Origin of the sequence: Streptomyces sp. NPDC101165, assembly GCF_044768135.1 — a bacterium.
GTDB lineage: Bacteria > Actinomycetota > Actinomycetes > Streptomycetales > Streptomycetaceae > Streptomyces.
Map to the genome: position 1 here is coordinate 302,124 of NZ_JBIWPG010000010.1, position 16,696 is coordinate 318,819.

9 protein-coding genes are annotated in these 16,696 nt (G+C 72.9%); 3 read left to right on the forward strand and 6 right to left on the reverse strand.

The features are described 5' to 3' along the window. Both ACIRVH_RS23225 and ACIRVH_RS23230 read right to left on the reverse strand, forming a co-directional pair. Positions 1 to 7,272 carry an SDR family NAD(P)-dependent oxidoreductase gene (locus ACIRVH_RS23225; RefSeq protein WP_403956211.1) on the reverse strand — a complete coding sequence of 2,424 codons (7,272 nt, stop codon included), beginning with the start codon at positions 7,270 to 7,272 and terminating at the stop codon, positions 1 to 3. 437 nt (positions 7,273 to 7,709) lie between these two features. Beyond that, positions 7,710 to 9,596, reverse strand: coding sequence for an RICIN domain-containing protein (locus ACIRVH_RS23230; RefSeq protein WP_403956212.1), 1,887 nt, complete (start codon positions 9,594 to 9,596; stop codon positions 7,710 to 7,712). Between the two features lie 394 nt (positions 9,597 to 9,990). Between ACIRVH_RS23230 and galU the strand changes: the two genes are divergently transcribed. Then, positions 9,991 to 10,962, forward strand: coding sequence for a UTP--glucose-1-phosphate uridylyltransferase GalU (gene galU, locus ACIRVH_RS23235; protein ID WP_403956213.1), 972 nt, complete (start codon positions 9,991 to 9,993; stop codon positions 10,960 to 10,962). A gap of 104 nt (positions 10,963 to 11,066) precedes the next feature. Here galU and ACIRVH_RS23240 read toward each other — a convergent pair whose 3' ends face one another. Further along, positions 11,067 to 11,510 (reverse strand): DUF4442 domain-containing protein, encoded by a 444-nt coding sequence (locus ACIRVH_RS23240; protein ID WP_403956363.1) that lies wholly within the window; start codon positions 11,508 to 11,510, stop codon positions 11,067 to 11,069. An 85-nt stretch (positions 11,511 to 11,595) separates the two neighbouring features. Here ACIRVH_RS23240 and ACIRVH_RS23245 point away from each other — a divergent pair, with 85 nt between their 5' ends. Both ACIRVH_RS23245 and ACIRVH_RS23250 read left to right on the forward strand, forming a co-directional pair. Then, the gene (locus tag ACIRVH_RS23245) at positions 11,596 to 12,558 is read left to right on the forward strand and encodes a hypothetical protein (RefSeq protein WP_403956215.1); all 963 of its coding nucleotides are present in this window, start codon (positions 11,596 to 11,598) and stop codon (positions 12,556 to 12,558) included. A 66-nt stretch (positions 12,559 to 12,624) separates the two neighbouring features. Continuing rightward, positions 12,625 to 13,656 carry a hypothetical protein gene (locus tag ACIRVH_RS23250; RefSeq protein WP_403956217.1) on the forward strand — a complete coding sequence of 344 codons (1,032 nt, stop codon included), beginning with the start codon at positions 12,625 to 12,627 and terminating at the stop codon, positions 13,654 to 13,656. Positions 13,657 to 13,767: 111 nt separating this feature from the next. On the opposite strand, the gene ACIRVH_RS23255 is transcribed toward ACIRVH_RS23250, so the two are convergent. From ACIRVH_RS23255 to ACIRVH_RS23265, 3 genes are all read right to left on the reverse strand, one after another. Further along, positions 13,768 to 14,676 carry a calcium-binding protein gene (locus ACIRVH_RS23255; protein WP_403956219.1) on the reverse strand — a complete coding sequence of 303 codons (909 nt, stop codon included), beginning with the start codon at positions 14,674 to 14,676 and terminating at the stop codon, positions 13,768 to 13,770. Between the two features lie 90 nt (positions 14,677 to 14,766). Then, entirely contained in the window at positions 14,767 to 15,522 is a 756-nt protein-coding gene (locus ACIRVH_RS23260) for a hypothetical protein (RefSeq protein ID WP_403956221.1), read from the reverse strand. Positions 15,523 to 15,774: 252 nt separating this feature from the next. Beyond that, positions 15,775 to 16,620 (reverse strand): spermidine synthase, encoded by an 846-nt coding sequence (locus ACIRVH_RS23265; RefSeq protein WP_403956223.1) that lies wholly within the window; start codon positions 16,618 to 16,620, stop codon positions 15,775 to 15,777. Positions 16,621 to 16,696 lie beyond the last annotated feature (76 nt).

Sequence of the window (16,696 nt, forward strand, 5' to 3'; positions counted from 1 at the left end):
TCACCAGCCCGAGGCGGTGTAGACGACGGCGCGGGCCGGGCGGTCGCCCCAGGCGAGTTCCCGGAGCAGGGCCGCGGTGCCCTCGTCCGGGTCGATCAGCTTCACCCCGCGGCGGGCGTACTCCCGGCCCAGTTCCTCGCCGACCATGCCGCTGTGGATGCCGGCGGGTGCCCAGGGACCCCAGTGGACGGTGAGCGCGCGGTGGCCGGTGCGCTCGGCCCAGTCGGCTCCGAGGTGTTCCAGGGCGTCGTTGGCGGCGGCGTAGTCGGCCTGGCCGCGGTTGCCGAGGACGGCGGCGATGCTCCCGAACAGCACGGTGAATGCCGGTCCGTCGGGCAGGTCCTCGAGCGCGCTGAGCAGGGCGGCGGCCCCGGCCGTCTTCGTGCCGTACACGCGCCGGAAGGAGTCGGGGCTCTTCTCGGCGATCAGCCGGTCCTCGATCACCCCGGCGGCGAAGACGACCCCGTCGAGCCGGCCGTGCTCGGCGTGGATCTCCTTGACGGCCTGGAGCGCGGCGTCCCGCTCGCGGAAGTCGACCGAGCGGTAGCGGGCCTCGCTGCCGAGGGCGGCGAGTTCCGCGAGGGTGGCGGTGATCTCCCGCTGGGCGAGGACGAGTTCGGCCGCCCGGTTGACCTCCGCCGGTGTGAGCGAGCCGGTCGTGGCGAGAGCGGCGCGCAGTTCGACGGCGGTGCGGGCGGCGGCGATCGCCGGGGTCTCGGGCGCGGTTGGCACGGGTGTGCGGCCGACCAGCTCGACACAACAGCGGCTCGCGGCGGCCAGCGCGACGGCGAACCTCGCCGTGATGCCCCGGGCGCCACCGACCAGCAGCACCACGGAGTCCCGGTCCAGGCCGAGCGCGGCGGCCTCGGCCGCGCCGTCCCCGGCAGGCCCCGCGCCGGTGCTGCCGAGCGGGCCCAGGGGCGCGGGCAGCAGTTGGAGACCGTGCCGCCGCCCGGTGGCCGTACGCAGGACGACGGGGGCCGGCTCCGGCGCGAGCAGCTCGGCGAGCAGGGCGTCCGCGACGGCCGCGGGGTCGGTGTCGGGGACGGTGACGATGCGGGCGAGGGTGTCGGGGTACTCCCGGGCGACGGTGCGGAAGAGGCCGTGGAGACCGGCCGACCGGGTCGCCGCCCCGCCGTCGGCCGGCTGCACGGCCAGCAGGCTGCGCGGTGCGCGGGCCAGGGCCGCCTGCAGCACGGGGAAGGCATCGGGCAGCACCGGAAGCTCAGGACCGGGGAGCGCGCCCAGGTACAGGACGCCGTCGACCGTGCCGTCGGCCTCACCGAGGAGGTGGGCCTGGTCGACGGTCACCGCGTCGGCGCCGTGCGCCCGGAGCCGTGCCACGACCTCGGCCGCCGCTCCCCCGCCGTCGCCGAGGAGGACGAATCGGGTGCCGGAGAGGGTGGAGGCGGGGTCGGCCGAGGGGTCCGGGAGGGGCACCGGGCGCAGCTCGCAGCGGATCGGGACTTCGCCGAGGGGCGTCGGCTCGTGCGGGGCCGCCGGTCCCTGGCCGGCTGCCGCGGTCGGCTCCAGATCAGCACCGGTGCCCCCGCCGACCCGCGCCGTCAGCCAGGCCGTCACCGACGCCGCCGTACGCGCCTTGGCCAGCTCCTCCAGCTCCGCGTCGTCCAGGATCTCCGCCCCGCCCGCGATCCCCAGACGTCTGGCGAGTTCACCCGCTATCTCGGCCCGTTTGATCGAGTCGATGCTCAGGTCCGCCTCCAGGTCGAGGTCGGGCTCGATCATGTCGACGGGGTATCCGGTGCGCTCGCTGATGATCTCCAGGACGACGCGCTCGACGTCGTGCCCGGGCTCGGCGGGTTCTGGCGACGGCAGTGCGGCAGCGGGTAGCCGGGCCGGCTCCGGGAGCACGGCCTGCGGTATCGGTGCGGGGGCAGCGGGTGCCCGCGGGGTCGCTCCGGGCGCGGCGCCGAAGTAGGTGAGCAGCACATCGCGCTGGGCGGCGATCATCTCCCGGCTGGTGCGCAGGAATTCGGAGATCAGCGCGTCCTGGCCGGCCGGGGCACCGTACTGCGGATTCGTCGTCACAGTCGTCTCCACGACTCGTCGGGCCGGTGCGAGGGCACCGGGGAGGAGTGCTCCGTCGGCGGTGCGGACGAGGTGTCCGTCGACCGTCCAGCCGGGCCGCCGCGGCGCCGACGTCCGGAGCGCGTCGACGGCGTCGCGGCCCCGGAAGAGCCAGGCGGCGCGCACCGGCAGCCCTGCCAGGGCCAGTTGGGCGAGGGCGTCGAGCCAGCCGGGCAGGCCGCTGTCGGCGCGGGGCTCGCAGGCGACGGTGCGATGCGGACGGTCGCCGAGGATCCGGCCGACGAGCCGGGTGAGGACCGTGCCGGGGCCCGCCTCCACGAAGATCCGCGCTCCCGCCTCGTACATCGCCTCGATCTGGGCGGCGAAGGCGACCGGCGCGCCGATCTGTGCGGCGAGTTCGCCGCGTACGGCGTCGGCGTCCTGCGGGTACGGGGCTGCGGTGCGGTTGGCCCAGACGGGGAACTCGGGGGCCCGTACGGCCTTGTCCGCGAGGACCTTGGCGAACCGCTCCCCGGCGGCGGCCACCACCGGACTGTGGAAGGCACAGGCGACCGGGATGCGACGCACCCCGAGACCCGCCTCGCGCAACTGGGCCACGGCGGCCTCGACTTCGGCCGTGGGGCCCGAGATCACCGACTGATCGGGCGAGTTGTGATTGGCGACGACGACCGACTCGGGCGCCCCCGCGGCGCGCAGTGCGCGGGCGACGTCCTCGGCACCGGCTCCGACGGCGGCCATGGTGCCGGGTTCGTCGCCCGCGGCCGCCAGGATCGCGCTCGCACGCTCGGCGCTCAGTTCCAGCAGGGTCTCCGGGTCGAGGGCTCCGGCGGCGCTCAGTGCGACCAGTTCACCGTAGCTGTGGCCGGCCGCGAGGTCCGGGTGGATGCCCGCCGCGGTGAGGAAGGCGTGGGCGGCGAGTCCGGTGATGCCGAGCGCGGGCTGGGCGGCCCGGGTGTCGGTGAGGCCGGCCCGGCGGCGCTCCCGGGCGGCCTCGTCGAAGGCGGCGGGCGGGTACAGGGTGTCGGCGTGAGCGCGGCCGAGGTGCAGGTAGTGGCGCAGCTCGGGCAGGGCGACCAGCAGGTCGGCGAGCATGCCGGGCCGCTGGCTGCCCTGGCCCGGGAAGAGGAAGGCGACCTTGGCCTCGCCCTCGACGGGGCTGCCGGCCGCCGACTCGTGCTCCCCGGCGAGGACGCGCCCCAACTGCTCGATCAGGTCGTCGACATCGCGGGCCACGAACGCTGCCCGCACGGGTTCGTGGGAGGTGTCGGCGCGCCGGGCAGTGGCGAGCGCGAGGTCGCGCAGGCGCCAGGGGCGTCCGTCGGACTCGGCGGCCCGCAGGAGCTCCTCGACGTCCCGGCGGGCCGCCGCCGTGTCCTTCCCGCGGAACAGGAACAGCTCGGCGGGCCAGGCGTCCAGGGTCTGCTGCGGCGCTACGGCGCCGTCGTACGCCCCCACCACCACATGGAAGTTGGTGCCGCCGAAGCCGAACGCGCTGACTCCGGCGAGCCGTTCCCCCGCCGGGTCCGCCCAGGGCTGGGCGCGGGTGTGGAAGGCGAAGGGGCTCTCCTCCTCCGACCAGGCCGGGTTGGGCCGGTCGAGGTGGAGGGTGGGTGGCTTGACGCCGGTGTAGAGGGCGAGGGTGGTCTTGATCAGGCCGGCGAGTCCGGCGGCGCACTTGGTGTGCCCGATCTGCGACTTGACCGAGCCGAGCGCGCAGGTACCGGTTTCGGCGCCCGCCTCGGCGAACACCTCGCTGAGTACGGTGAGTTCGGTACGGTCCCCGACGACCGTGCCGGTGCCGTGTGCCTCGACCAGGCCGACCTCGGCGGGCGAGACGCCGGCGTTGCGGTAGGCGCGCAGCAGCGCGGCCCGCTGTCCTTCGGGGCGGGGTGCGGTCAGGCCGAGGGAGCGGCCGTCGCTGGCGGAGCCGAGGCCCTTGATCACACCGTAGACACGGTCGCCGTCGCGCTCGGCGTCCGCGAGCCGCTTGAGGACCACGCAGGCCACGCCCTCGCCGAGGGCGATGCCGTCGGCGGAGCCGTCGAAGGCGCGGGAGCGGCCGGTCGGCGAGAGGGCGTGCACCGAGGAGAACAGGACGAAGTCGTTGATGCCGTTGTGCAGGTCGGCCCCGCCGCACAGCACGACGTCGCTGCTTCCGGAGACGAGTTCCTTGCAGGCCACGTCCAGCGCGGCGAGCGAGGAGGCGCAGGCCGCGTCGACGGTGTAGTTGGCGCCGCCGAGGTCCAGCCGGTTCGCTATGCGGCCGGAGATGACGTTCGCGAGCATGCCGGGGAAGGAGTCCTCGGTCAGCCCGGGCAACTGCTCCTCCAGACCGTCGGGGACCTTGCCGTAGTACGACGGGAGGACGGCGCGCAGGGTGGCCGCGTTGGACAGGTCGCTGCCCGCCTCGGCACCGAAGACGACGGAGGTGCGGGAGCGGTCGAACGTCCGCCCCCGGTCGCCGTATCCGGCGTCGTCCAGGGCCCTGCGGGCGGCCTCCAGGGACAGCAGCTGGACCGGCTCGATGCTGCCGAGGGAGGCGGGCGGGATGCCGTAGCCCAGCGGGTCGAAGGGGATGCGGGGCAGGAAGCCGCCCCACTTGGACGCCGTGCTGCCGGCCTCGTGGTGCACGGCCGGGTCCCACCGGTCGGCCGGGACCTCGGTGACGGCATCGTGTCCGGCGACCACGTTGGCCCAGAAAGTGGCGAGGTCGGGGGCCTGCGGGAACATGCAGGCCATGCCGACGACGGCGACGTCGAGCGGGGCGGGGGGCGCGGGTTCGCAGGCCCACGAACCGGCGGGGCGGGGGGCGCGGGCGGCGAGCAGGTCGGCGGCGCCGTCGGTGACGGCGTGATGCAGCTCCGCGAGGGTGGTGGTCGCGGAGCGCAGGACGGCGACCTCACCGGCCATGAACATCCCGTCGCTGAGCTGCCGTTCCTCGTCGACACCGGTCAACTCGCCCTGGTCCGACCGCTCGAGGCCCTTGCTCGCGATGCGCAACCGCCCCACGTTGAGCCGCTCCAGCGCCTCCCACACCTCCCGTTCGGGCAGACCGGACGCGCGTAGCTCGGCTTCGCGAGCACGGTAGTCCGTGGTGAAGGGGCTGGGGACGCAGCGGGTGGCGTGGCCGGGTGCGGTCTCCAGCAGGGCGGTCGTGCTTGCGGTCAGGACCTGGCGTTGGAAGAGCGGCTGGATCGCGCCGTGCGCCACGGCCTCCTCGGTGAACAGATAGGCGGTGCCCATGAGGACGCCGACGGCGGCGCCGCGGGCGGTGAGCGGTGCGGCCATTGCGGCGGTCATCGCGGCGGACCGCTCGTCGTGGATCCCGCCCGCGAAGAACACCTCCAGCTGCCGTGCGGTCCCGGCGTCGGCTTCGTCGTCGAGGAAGTCTTCCAGTACGGCGAGTTGGGCCTCCCACAGCGGGAAGGAGGCGCGCGGTCCGACGTGCCCGCCGCACTCGGAGCCCTCGAACACGAACCGGCGCGCCCCGGCCTGCAGGAACTGCCGCAGCAGTCCCGGCGAGGGCACGTGCAGATAGGTGCGGATCCCGGCCCGCTCCAGCGCCTCGGCCTGGGCGGGCCGTCCGCCCGCGATGATCGCGTGCGTGGGGCGCAGTTCCCGTACGGCTTCCAACTGGGCGTTCCTGATGTCCTCGGGCGCGAAGCCGAGCACACCCACGCCCCAGGACCGCCCGTCGAGCACGGCACGCGCCTCGGTCAGCATCGCCCGGGTCCGCCCACCGTCGGCGAGGGCCAGCGCCAGGAGGGGCAGCGCCCCGTCCGCGGCGACGGCGGCGGCGAAGCCCGCCTGATCACTGACCCGCGTCATGGGGCCCTGCGCGACCGGCAGCCGGGTGCCGAGGGCACGGCTCATGGGGGAGCCGGGGCGCAGGGCACTGGCGGGGGCGTGCTCGGCAGCCTGGGGCGGGTCGGCGTCGGGCGATTCGGCCGGGCGCCCGTCGAACGCCTCGGCCGGACCACCGCCGGCCACTGCTGGCCCACGGTCAACTGACTCGGCCGGCCCACCGCCGAACGAATCCGTCGGACCACCACCGACCACTGCCGACCCACCGTCGACCGACTCAGCTGCCCCACCACCGAACGACTCCGCCGGACCACCACCGACCACTGCCGACCCACGGTCGACCGACTCGGCCGACCCACTGCCGGACGACTCCGTCGGACCAGCGGCAGCCTCTGCCGACCCACGGTCAACCGACTCGGCTGCCCCACCGCCGACCGACTCCCTCGACCCACCCCGGACCGCTATGGCCGACCCGCCGCCCACCACCCTCCCGGGCTCGGCACCCGCCCGCCTCGGCCCGCGGCCATCCGCCGCCTCAGCCTCCGCCGCGCCCTCGGCCTCCGCCGCCCCGACGACCTCCCGTATCGCCGCCCTCACCTCGCGCACGGTCCGCCGTACGTCCCCCCACCGCTCGGCGAACCGCGCGGCGAGGAAGCCGTCCTGGCCCACCGGCAGGAGTTGGCGGCGCAGGTCCCGCGCGCCGAGCAGGGAGGCGACCGCCTCCGCGTCGTCCGGGGGCGGAGGCGGGGCGTCCGGGCCGCGTCGGCGCAGCACCCGGTGCCCGGCGACGACCACGGTCTCGGAACCGTCGAGGGACCGCAGCGCGGCCCGCACCGCCTCCGGCAGCCGCGACTCGGCCAGCAGGGCCAGTTGGCTGTCGAGGACGACACCGGCCGCCCCGCCGGCCACCGCGGCCGCGGCCGTACGCGGCCCGATGCCGCCACAGGCCCAGACGGGTACCTCCAACCCATCATCAGCCAGGAGCAGTTGGAGCAGAACGAAGGTGCTCAGCCCGCCGACCCGGCCACCGCTCTCGGCACCTCGCGCGATCAGCCCATGGGCCCCGGCACGCACCGCATCCCGCGCCTGCGCCAGATCGGTGACCTCCGCCAACAACCGGTACCGCGCGGCCACGTCGCCCGCGTTCCAGGGCGCGTCCTGCGCGAGGACCACGGTGTCGGGGGCACCGCCGAGTTCGCCGGGGTCCAGCGCGCAGCGTCCGGTCACCCGTACGCCGAAGGGCCCCGGCGCCGCTCTGCTCAGCCGGTTCAGCTCCTCGCGGGATCGCCGGTCGCCGTCGCCGAGATCGAGGATGCCGAGCGCGCCGGCAGCGCAGGCGGCCACGGCCGGCCCGGCGTCGGGTTCTCCGAAGGGGGTGAGACACAGGATCAGGTCTTGGGCGCGCACGGGCGAGGTCATGATGCTCCGAAGAATCGGCAAGACAGCACGGTGGGGGGTGTGCGGCAGGACACTCTGGTGCGAGGCCACCGGAACCTAGCGAGGCGCTTACTGGCGGGTCAATAACGCCGCGTCCTTTTCGTGGGCGGTGGTATCGATTCGGCCAGCCCGCCGAATTCACCCGCAAGCGCCGGAAATCCGAGCAATCCTCTGACGCCCATTGACCGTACGGCCGTCCCGGGCCTCTCGGCACACCCCCACAAGCCCGTCAAAGCGCCGGGCATATTCACCGTGGACTCACCGGGCGGCAACGTCGCAGGACACGGGATCGGTTTCTGTAAATTCCGTATGACTTCCGCCCGGTGGCTCGATCCCGGTACGCCCCCGAGCCGGGCGGCGAGTTGGCCGGAGGACGGCGTGCGAGGGCCACCACGTGTCCGTGTGGTGGCCCTCCGATGTCAGCCGAGCAGCGAGCCGACCGCCGTCGGCGCGGGGACGAGGGTGCCCGCGATCGGGGAGACGAGCCGGCGCACCGGGTCCACGGGAGGGACGGATTCCGCCGCGCCGGGATCGTCGTGGGCGCGGACCTGGGCGATCCGGGTCTCGTACCCCGGCCCGGTCGACCGATGCTCCCGCCCCTGTCCGTCCCCGTGCCCCTGCCCGCGCTCCGCACGCGGGGCGCCCCCGTCCGGCCGCCCGGACGGCTGTTCGGCGGCCCCCTTCGAGGGGTCGGCCCGCCCGGGGTCAGGCGCCACGGGCAGCGTGCCCCGTCGTGGCGGCGCACCCGACCCCACCCCCGCCCGCACCCCCGCCTCAAGGGCCCACCGCTGCCCCTTCGAGCCGTCCCGGGCCGCGACCACCACCCGGGTCGGCGGGTCCCCTGGGTCCGGGGCGAGAGCAAGGCCCTCGGGCCGGCGGAGCAGGACTTCGCCCCGGACCGTGAGGTCGTACGACACCTCTCCGGCGGGCACGACACAGCCGGACGCCACGACGCCCCGCGTCCCCGGGTCGGCGGCCAGGCAGAGGGTGGGATCGGCGGCGCTGCGCAGCAGTCCGTCGTCCTGGTACGACCACTGCTGCGACCCGGCGGACGAACACTCCGCCAGCACGGCACCCGCCCCCGCCTCCGCGTTTCCCCCTCTCACGTCCAGACAGAGCCCGGAGGCGAGGCTGCGCAGCCTGCCGTGGGCGACCTCGACGGGACCGCCGGCCGAGGCGGATGACGAGGAGACCGCGGTGGACCGCTCGCTGTCGGCGCCGGGGCGGGCGGAACTGCCCACCGGGGCACCCCAGGTGGCCCCGGGTACCGGGACACCGTTGTCATCGGACCAGCCCTTGGCGACGAGCACCGTGGCCAGCAGGGCGAGCGAGGTGAGACCGACGCCCACCGCCAGGGCGGTACGACGTCTGCCCTCGGGCATCGCGCGACGTCTGCCGTCCGGAACCGTGCGGTGCCGGCCGCCCTGCGCCGCGGCCACCGCGTGCGGCGTGGGCGGCTCCTCCTCCAGGGCGCCGCGGCCCGGCCTGGAGTCGAGATAGCGACGGGCGCCCCAGCCGAGCACGGTCTCGGCGAGCAGGACTTCCAGGCCGCCCTCGAAATGGCCGAGCTGTTCGGCGGCGTGCCGGCAGTGGCGGCAGGCCGCCAGATGCGCCTGCACATCCGGGAGCAGGGAGCCGCCGCGGCGAATGGGGACGTCCAGGAGGCGGTTGTGGAAACGGCATTCCCTGGAGGGTGCGAGTTCGCGGTGGGCGCGTACGCAGCCCGCCCGGAATTGCTCGCGGGCCTGCTCCAGGGCGGTCGCGGCGGCGGCCGCGTCCACCCCCGACAGACCAGCGGGTATGTATATGGGCTCCGCCTCGACCTCGGTATGCCACAGAAGGCATTGGGAGGCGGCGGGCAGGGCCTGGAATGCGCGTTCTGCGAGTTGCCGCCTTTCGGGCGTGCCGGGCCTTGTCGCGCGCAGACCACGGCCACCGGTGGTTTTGCGCAATTCCGGCATGACCACACAGGCGCCCTCGTCGGCGGCCCAGGTGCGGACGGTCTCACGGACGGCCACGAGCAGCTGCGGGCGCAGGGCGCCGCCGACCGTCCCGCTCGTGAGCCGGCCGAGTACCTGCTGGAAGGCGGCGGTGGCCACCAGTTGTGCCGTGGACCCGGCGGCGGCCAGGCAGACGATCGCGTAGTCACGGGTGGCCCGCCAGTGCCGGGCCAGGAGCAGGGCAACGGCGTGATGGCGGCCGTCACCGGGGCCGCCCAGAAGGGCGACGAGATCACGGTCGGACTCCCCCGGCAGCGAACCGGGGCGGGGCGGGAACGGCGGGCGTGGGGGGTAGGGGGACTGCACGGAACACCATTTCCTTTCCAGCCGCAGGGCGGCATCCGAAATGGCGCCCCGTCGGAAATCAGTGCCTGATTGGTGCATACCTGAGGGGCCCGGCCTTGCCGTTCGGTTGCGACCTTTGCCCCGCTCACAGGAGGGCTCACCTTCGCACACGAGCCTCACAGGAAACAAGAAGTGCGAATGACTCGGCTTCAAAGTCGGGGAAATACACAAAAGTTACCGCTGGTATCCACACACCTCTCCGAGGCCGCGGTTGCATGGCGGTCAACTTGTGCGCACGGAAAGCCGGATGGCACACGAAATCTTCAACTTCCCGTCCACCCCCTCGGCGGACACCCACAGCCGGTTCCCACGTTCTTCTCGGCGCACTCTCATCCGCGGGCCCGAGCATGGCCGCATGATCGCCCCCCGCTCCACAGCGACCCCCGCGTCCACCCGCTCGGTACGCAAGGCGGTCGTCCCGGCCGCCGGACTCGGCACCCGGTTCCTGCCCGCGACCAAGGCGACGCCGAAGGAGATGCTCCCCGTCGTCGACAAGCCGGCCATCCAGTACGTCGTCGAGGAGGCCGCGGCGGCCGGTCTCGACGACATCCTGATGGTCACCGGCCGGCACAAGCGCGCCATCGAGGACCACTTCGACAACGCCTTCGAGCTGGAGCAGGCCCTGGCGGCCAAGGGCGACACCGTGCGCCTGGACGCCGTACGCGATCCCGCACGGCTGGCCGACATCCACCACATCCGCCAGGGCGACCCGCTCGGCCTCGGCCACGCCGTGCTGTGCGCCCGCCACCACGTCGGGAACCAGCCCTTCGCCGTCCTGCTCGGCGACGACCTGATCGACCCGCGCGAGACCCTGCTCAGCCGCATGCTGGACGTCCGCGACCGGTACGCGGGCACCGTGGTGGCACTGATGGAGGTCGACCCGGCGCAGATCCACCTCTACGGCTGCGCGGCGGTGGAACCGACCGGCGAGGAGGGTGTCGTACGCGTCACCGGCCTCGTCGAGAAGCCGTCACCCGAGAAGGCGCCGAGCCGCTACGCGGTCATCGGCCGCTACGTCCTCGACCCCGCCGTCTTCGACGTCCTGGAACGCACCCCGCCGGGCCGCGGCGGCGAGATCCAGCTGACGGACGCCCTCCAGGACCTGGCCGCGGGCGGCACGGTGCACGGGGTCGTCTTCGACGGCCTGCGCTACGACACCGGCGACAAGGCGGACTACCTGCGCACGGTGGTCCGCCTGGCCTGCGCCCGCCCGGACCTGGGCCCCGAATTCAGGGGCTGGCTCCGGGAGTTCGTGGCGGGACTGGAGGACGGAAAGGACGGAGAGGCCGGCGAGGACCGTATCGGGGAGGAGCGCCGGGCGGCCTGAGACGACGCGAGGGGAGGGATCCACCCGGACCCCTCCCCCACAACCTGCCGGGGCCTGCGCGTCCCGCAGACCCCACAAGCCCGGCAAGCCCTACAAGTCCCGTGTCAGTCCTTGTTGTTGGGACGCAGCGTCCACACGACCTGCATCTCGCCCGTGACGGCTCCGTCCGCACGACGGATCTCTATCGTCACCGGGAACTCGGGGCGCTCCCCCGCGTCCAGTTCGGCCACGACCTCGGCGGCCGGGCGGCCCAGCTTCGCGGTCGCGGTGACGGCGCCCATCGCCAGCTTCTTGTAGGCGATCTCGGCCCGCACGGCGAGCGGCACGGCGCGCGAGAGCTGGTCGCCGAACGCGGCCAGCACGATGGCCCCGCTGGCCGACTCCCCGAGCGTGAACATCGCACCGGCGTGCGGTCCGCCCACGTGGTTGTGGTAGTCGCCCTGGTCCGGCAGGGACACCACGGCCTGCTCCGGAGACGTCTCCAAGAACTCCAGGTTCAGCGTCCGGGCCATCGGCACGGTGGCGGCGAGCATGTCGCCGATCGACATCTGGTCTGCGCTCATGCCGCCATGTTACTCATGAGTAGCAGGGCTGACCAGTACCCCGGTGATCGCCGCTGTATCGTTGCGGCCCATGTGGCCAGGGGAACAGCCGCCGGGAGGCGGCCAGCAGCACAACCCGTACCAGCAGCCCGGCTACCAGCAGCCCGGTCCGTATCAGCAGCCGAATCCGTACCAGCAGCAGCCCAACCCCTACGCCGGGCAGCAGCAGCCCGCCCCGTGGGGACAGCCCCCGGCACCGCAGCCGGGCGGCGGCGGGCGCACCAAGCTGGTGGCGATCCTCGCGGCCGCGACCGTGGTCGTCACGGCCGGTGTGACCGGTTTCCTGCTGCTGGGCGGCAAGAGCGACGACAAGGCCCGGCCCGACCCCACCACGTCCTCCCCCACCGCCACGACCCCCTCGCCCTCGGACAACCCGCGCTCGGGGGACGACGTCCCGAAGCCGACGGTCGCCGGCTGGAAGGTCGTGGTGAACCCGGTCACCGGCATCGCTTTCGACGTTCCCGCCGGCTGGCAGGTGCGCTCCAAGGACTGGATCACCTACGTCACCGAGGACTCCGACGACAAGGTGCTGGTCGGCATGAAGGCTCCCGCCGTGCTGAAGGAGAAGTGGTGCGGCACGGACGAGGACAAGGACGGCAAGACCGACTACACCTCGCTGGCCAACGTGGGCACGCGCGGGAACAAGGGCGCCAAGAACCCCGCCGACGTCGCCCGCCAGGACTCGGCGAACTGGGTCTACGGCTGGTACACGCAGCCCGACCGCAAGAAGGTCACGACCGGCCCGGTCACGTCGTTCACCACCGCGTCCGGCATCACGGGCAGCGTCGCCACCTCCCGGTCGTCCGGGACGGTGAAGCGGCACAAGTGCGACACCGACGGCAAGGCGACGACGTTCGCCTTCAAGGACCAGGACGGTGCCATGCTGTCGTGGTCGTTCTTCGGCGCCAAGGGTGTCTCGGAGGAGGTCCCGGACGCCACGATCGGCAAGATCATGCGGACCGTGCGGCTGTACGACGAGAAGTCACACTCCTGATTCGGTACGTCCCTGACAAGAGCCGGTGACCGAATCGTTTCCCTGGGCACACTAGGGTTACTGGCCATGTGGCCAAGAGAGCAGCCGCCCGGGGGCGCGCAGAACCCGCAGAACAACCCGTACCAGCAGCCGGGTTACCAGCAGCCGAATCCGTATCAGCAGCCCGGCTACCAGCAGCAGCCGCAGCAGGGGCAGCAGCCGAACGCGTACGGCCAACAGCCGCAGTGGGGTGCGCCGGCTCCCGTCGGCGCGCCGCAGCCGCCGCAGAGCGGTGGTGGTGGCGGTGGCAACCGGACCAAGGTGGTCGCCATCGTCGCGGCAACAGCTGTCGTCGTCGCGGCCGGTGTCACCGCGTTCCTGGTTCTCGGCGGCTCCAAGAAGGACGAGGCCGACAGCGGCAAGGACAAGGGCAAGGCGAGCCAGTCGCCGAAGACGGATCCGACGGCGAGTTCGTCCGCGACGAACGACGACCCGCGCGGCGACAACACCGAGAAGCCGACCGTCGCGGGCTGGAAGGTCGTCGTCAACCCCAAGTTCGGCACGGCGTTCGAGGTCCCGGCGAGCTGGGAGGTCGAGTCCCCGGACACCTCCGTCTTCATGGAGGACCACGCCGACAACGACAAGCTGATCACCTCCGTGTCCGGCCCGGCCGAGTACCAGTCGAAGTGGTGCTCGACCGACAGCAACAAGGACGGCAAGACCGAGGACACCGCGCTGGCCGTCGCCGGCACCCGGGGCGAGAACGGCGCGAAGAGCCCCGCCGACGCCGCCGTCACGCGGGTTCCGTGGTACGTCTACGGCGGCTACACCCAGCCCGACAAGAAGAGCATCACCTTCGACAAGAAGGCGACGCCCTACAAGACCGCGTCGGGCCTCCAGGGCGCCTACGCCTGGGCCCGCTCCGCCAACAGCCCGCAGAAGGGCAAGTGCGCGAGCGACGGCAAGGCTCTGTCCTTCGCCTTCAAGAACTCGGCCGACGACATCGTGTCGTTCGACTTCTACGGCGCCAAGGGCGTGCACAACGAGGTCGACACCGCGACGATCATGAAGATCCTCAGCACGGTACGCCTGCACGGCGATCCGACGAACAGCAGCTGACGGAGCGGCGGTGGAGGGCCGGGAGACCGTTCGGCGGGCCGGTCGGCCGAGTGCCGAACGCCGCCCGGTGACCTTCACCGCCGACGCAGACCCGCCTGCGCGGGCCGGCCGTCAGACCGGGCAGCCGGGCCCGGTGGCGGGGTTGGTGCAGGTGTTGGTGCCGGGACCTCCGTCATTGAAGTTGGTGCCGGGACCACCGTCGAGGATGTCGTTGGCCTCGCCGCCGAAGAGGTTGTCGTTGCCGGCCTCGCCGGAGAGCGTGTCGTTTCCGGTGTTGCCGAAGAGGTCGTCGTTGCCGTTCCCGCCGAAGAGCGTGTCGTCGCCTTCGCCTCCGAAGACGGTGTCGTTGCCGTCGTCGCCGTAGAGACTGTCGTCGCCGTCGCCGCCGTTGAGGCCGTCGCCGCCGTCGCCGCCGGAAAGGCTGTCGTTGCCGGCGCCGCCGTTGAGGCTGTCGATGCCCTTGCCACCGTCGAGGGTGTCGCCGCCGTTGCCGCCGTCGAGGACGTCGTCGTTGGCCTCCCCGGAGAGGGTGTCGCTGCCGTCGCCGCCGGAGAGGACGTCGTCGCCGTTGCTGCCGTTGAGGGCGTCGTTCCCGGCGCCGCCGTCGAGGCCGTCGTTGCCGTTGCCGCCGAAGATGACATCGCTGCCGCCGCCACCGGAGAGGCTGTCGTTGCCGGCATCGCCGCAGATGCGGTCGTCGCCCCCCAGGCCGTCGACACGGTCGTTCCCGGCCAACGCGACGATCACATCATTGCCCGGGGTGCCCACGATGTTGTCGTCGCCATTCGTACCGACGATCGTCGCGGGCACGCCCTCACAGGTCGGGGTCGGCGCGTGGGCGGCGGACACCAGGACGGGTGGGCGAGCGGCGCCGGTGACGAGGCCCGCGGTCGCCAGGGCCAGCAGAGGCAGCAGCAGGCGGCCCGCGCGGCGTGCCCTCGGACGCGCGCCCGGCGGCATGGCCGACCCGGAGTCTCCGTCGGAACGGTTGTTTCGGCGGACCGGCAGATCCAGTTCCATCAACGTGCACCCTTCAGTCGGAAAGAGAGTTCTTGTGCGGGGGCCGGGTCCCGGCCCCTTCGCAGATCGGATCCAGCGGGGGGGTCGGTGTCAGTTGCGGCAGCCGATGACCACGGTGGGGGCACAGTTGGTGGGCACGTTGCCGTTCACCCGGGATCGGTCCAGGGTGACGCTGGCGACCCCGCCCTCGTTGTCGAAGCCGCCGGGGGCCTTCGTGGCGCGGTTATGGCCGTCATTGGCAATGCCTCCGCCCTTCACGTCGGCGGTGTTGTTGACCACCCGGCTGCGGATGAGTTCGAGCGTTCCGTCGACGGCAATGCCGCCGCCGTTGTGGAAGGCGTGGTTGTCGCTGATCTGGCTCTGCGTGACGTGCATTGTGGTGAACCGATCGCCGCCGAGACCGCCGGAGAAGCTGCCCTGGTTGTCCCGAATGTTGCTGCGGTCCAGGGTGAGGGTGCTGCCGTTGAGGACCGCGATGGCGCCGCCGAAGTCACCGAACGACGTGGTTGCATCGCCGTTGGTGATCGTGATCCGGTCCAGGTCCAGGTCGGCGTTGACCTTCAGGACGCCGAAAGACGGGGCGCTGGTGCTCCGCGTGATCGTCGCGTTGTTGCCGTGAATGGTGAGAGGCACGTTGATCTGCAGCGACGCGGTCAGGACGTATCTGCACCCCGGTGCCAGTTCCAGGGTGTCGTCGGGGCCGGCGCTGTTGACGGCTTGGACCAACGCCGCGGAGTCACAGGGCACCTCCGTCTGCGCGGACGCCGGCGACGCCGTGGCCAGCGCGGTGGCGGCAACGGCGACACATACGGCAGGGGACAGGTACAACGAGCTGCGACGCTGCATCTTGTGATCCTTCCGGGTGTGCGGGACGGTCCCTGCCCAGCCAGTCCGATTCCCCGCGTCAAGCCTCCGCCGTCGGTTTCAGCCCCTTGCCACCCGAATGCACCGCAATGCATCACCGCAATGGATCACCGCAATGGGTGACGCCGCCTCTCCTCCACCGGCCAAAGCCGATGCAGCGGCCACCTCGTCCTCACTCACTCCCGCCGACGCCTCGATCACCCGGCAGAAAGCCCGGCAATCGCTTCGATCCCCTCAGCCGATGCCGAAGGCCCCGTCGGGGGGCTCGGGTGAGGGTACGGCGTCGCTGTCGCCGACGGGCTGCGCGGCACCGATGAAGTCCCGCAGCGCCGGACCGTGTTCGACACGGGCCGGGAAGACGTCGGCGGCGGTGAGACGGGCCACGGCAGCCGTGTCGACGGGCCGGTGCGAGGCGACGAGAACCGCGTTGCCGAACCGCCGCCCGCGCAGCACGCCCGGCTCGGCGATCAGTGCCAGCTCCTCGAACACGGCCGCGAAGTTGGCCAGTTGGGAACGCAGGAACCCGAACGGCGCCGCGTCGGCGAGGTTGGCCAGATAGACCCCGTCGGGCCGCAGCACCCGCGCGGCCTCGCGGGCGTAGGCGAGCGAGGTGAGGTGGGCCGGGACCCGTGAGCCGCCGAACACGTCGGCGATCAGCACGTCGGCCGAGTCGTCCGGGGCGGTCTCGAGCCAGGCCCGGGCGTCGGCGGTGTGCAGCGCGACACCCGAGCCCTCCGGAACCGGCAGATGCTCGACGACCAGCTCCAGCAGCCCCCGGTCGGCCTCGACCACGTCCTGCCGGGAGCCGGGCCGGGTGGCGGCGAGGTATCGGGGAAGCGTGAGCGCTCCCCCGCCCAGGTGCACCACGTCCAGCGCGAGCCCCTCCTCGGCCACGGTGTCCAGCAGGTACCCGAGCCGACGCGCGTACTCGAACTCCAGATACGTCGGCTCGTCCAGATCGACGTACGACTGCGGCGCCCCGTCGACCGTGAGCAGCCAGGCCCGCTCCCGATCGACATCGGGCATCAGCTTGGCGGTGCCGTGATCGACGGCCCGGGTCACAGGTATGGCTTCACTCACGAACCCATTGTCTCCGGAACCGGAGAACACCGGTGCGGTGCGTACCCGAGGGGCGCGGGGCTGGAGCGATCCGCCG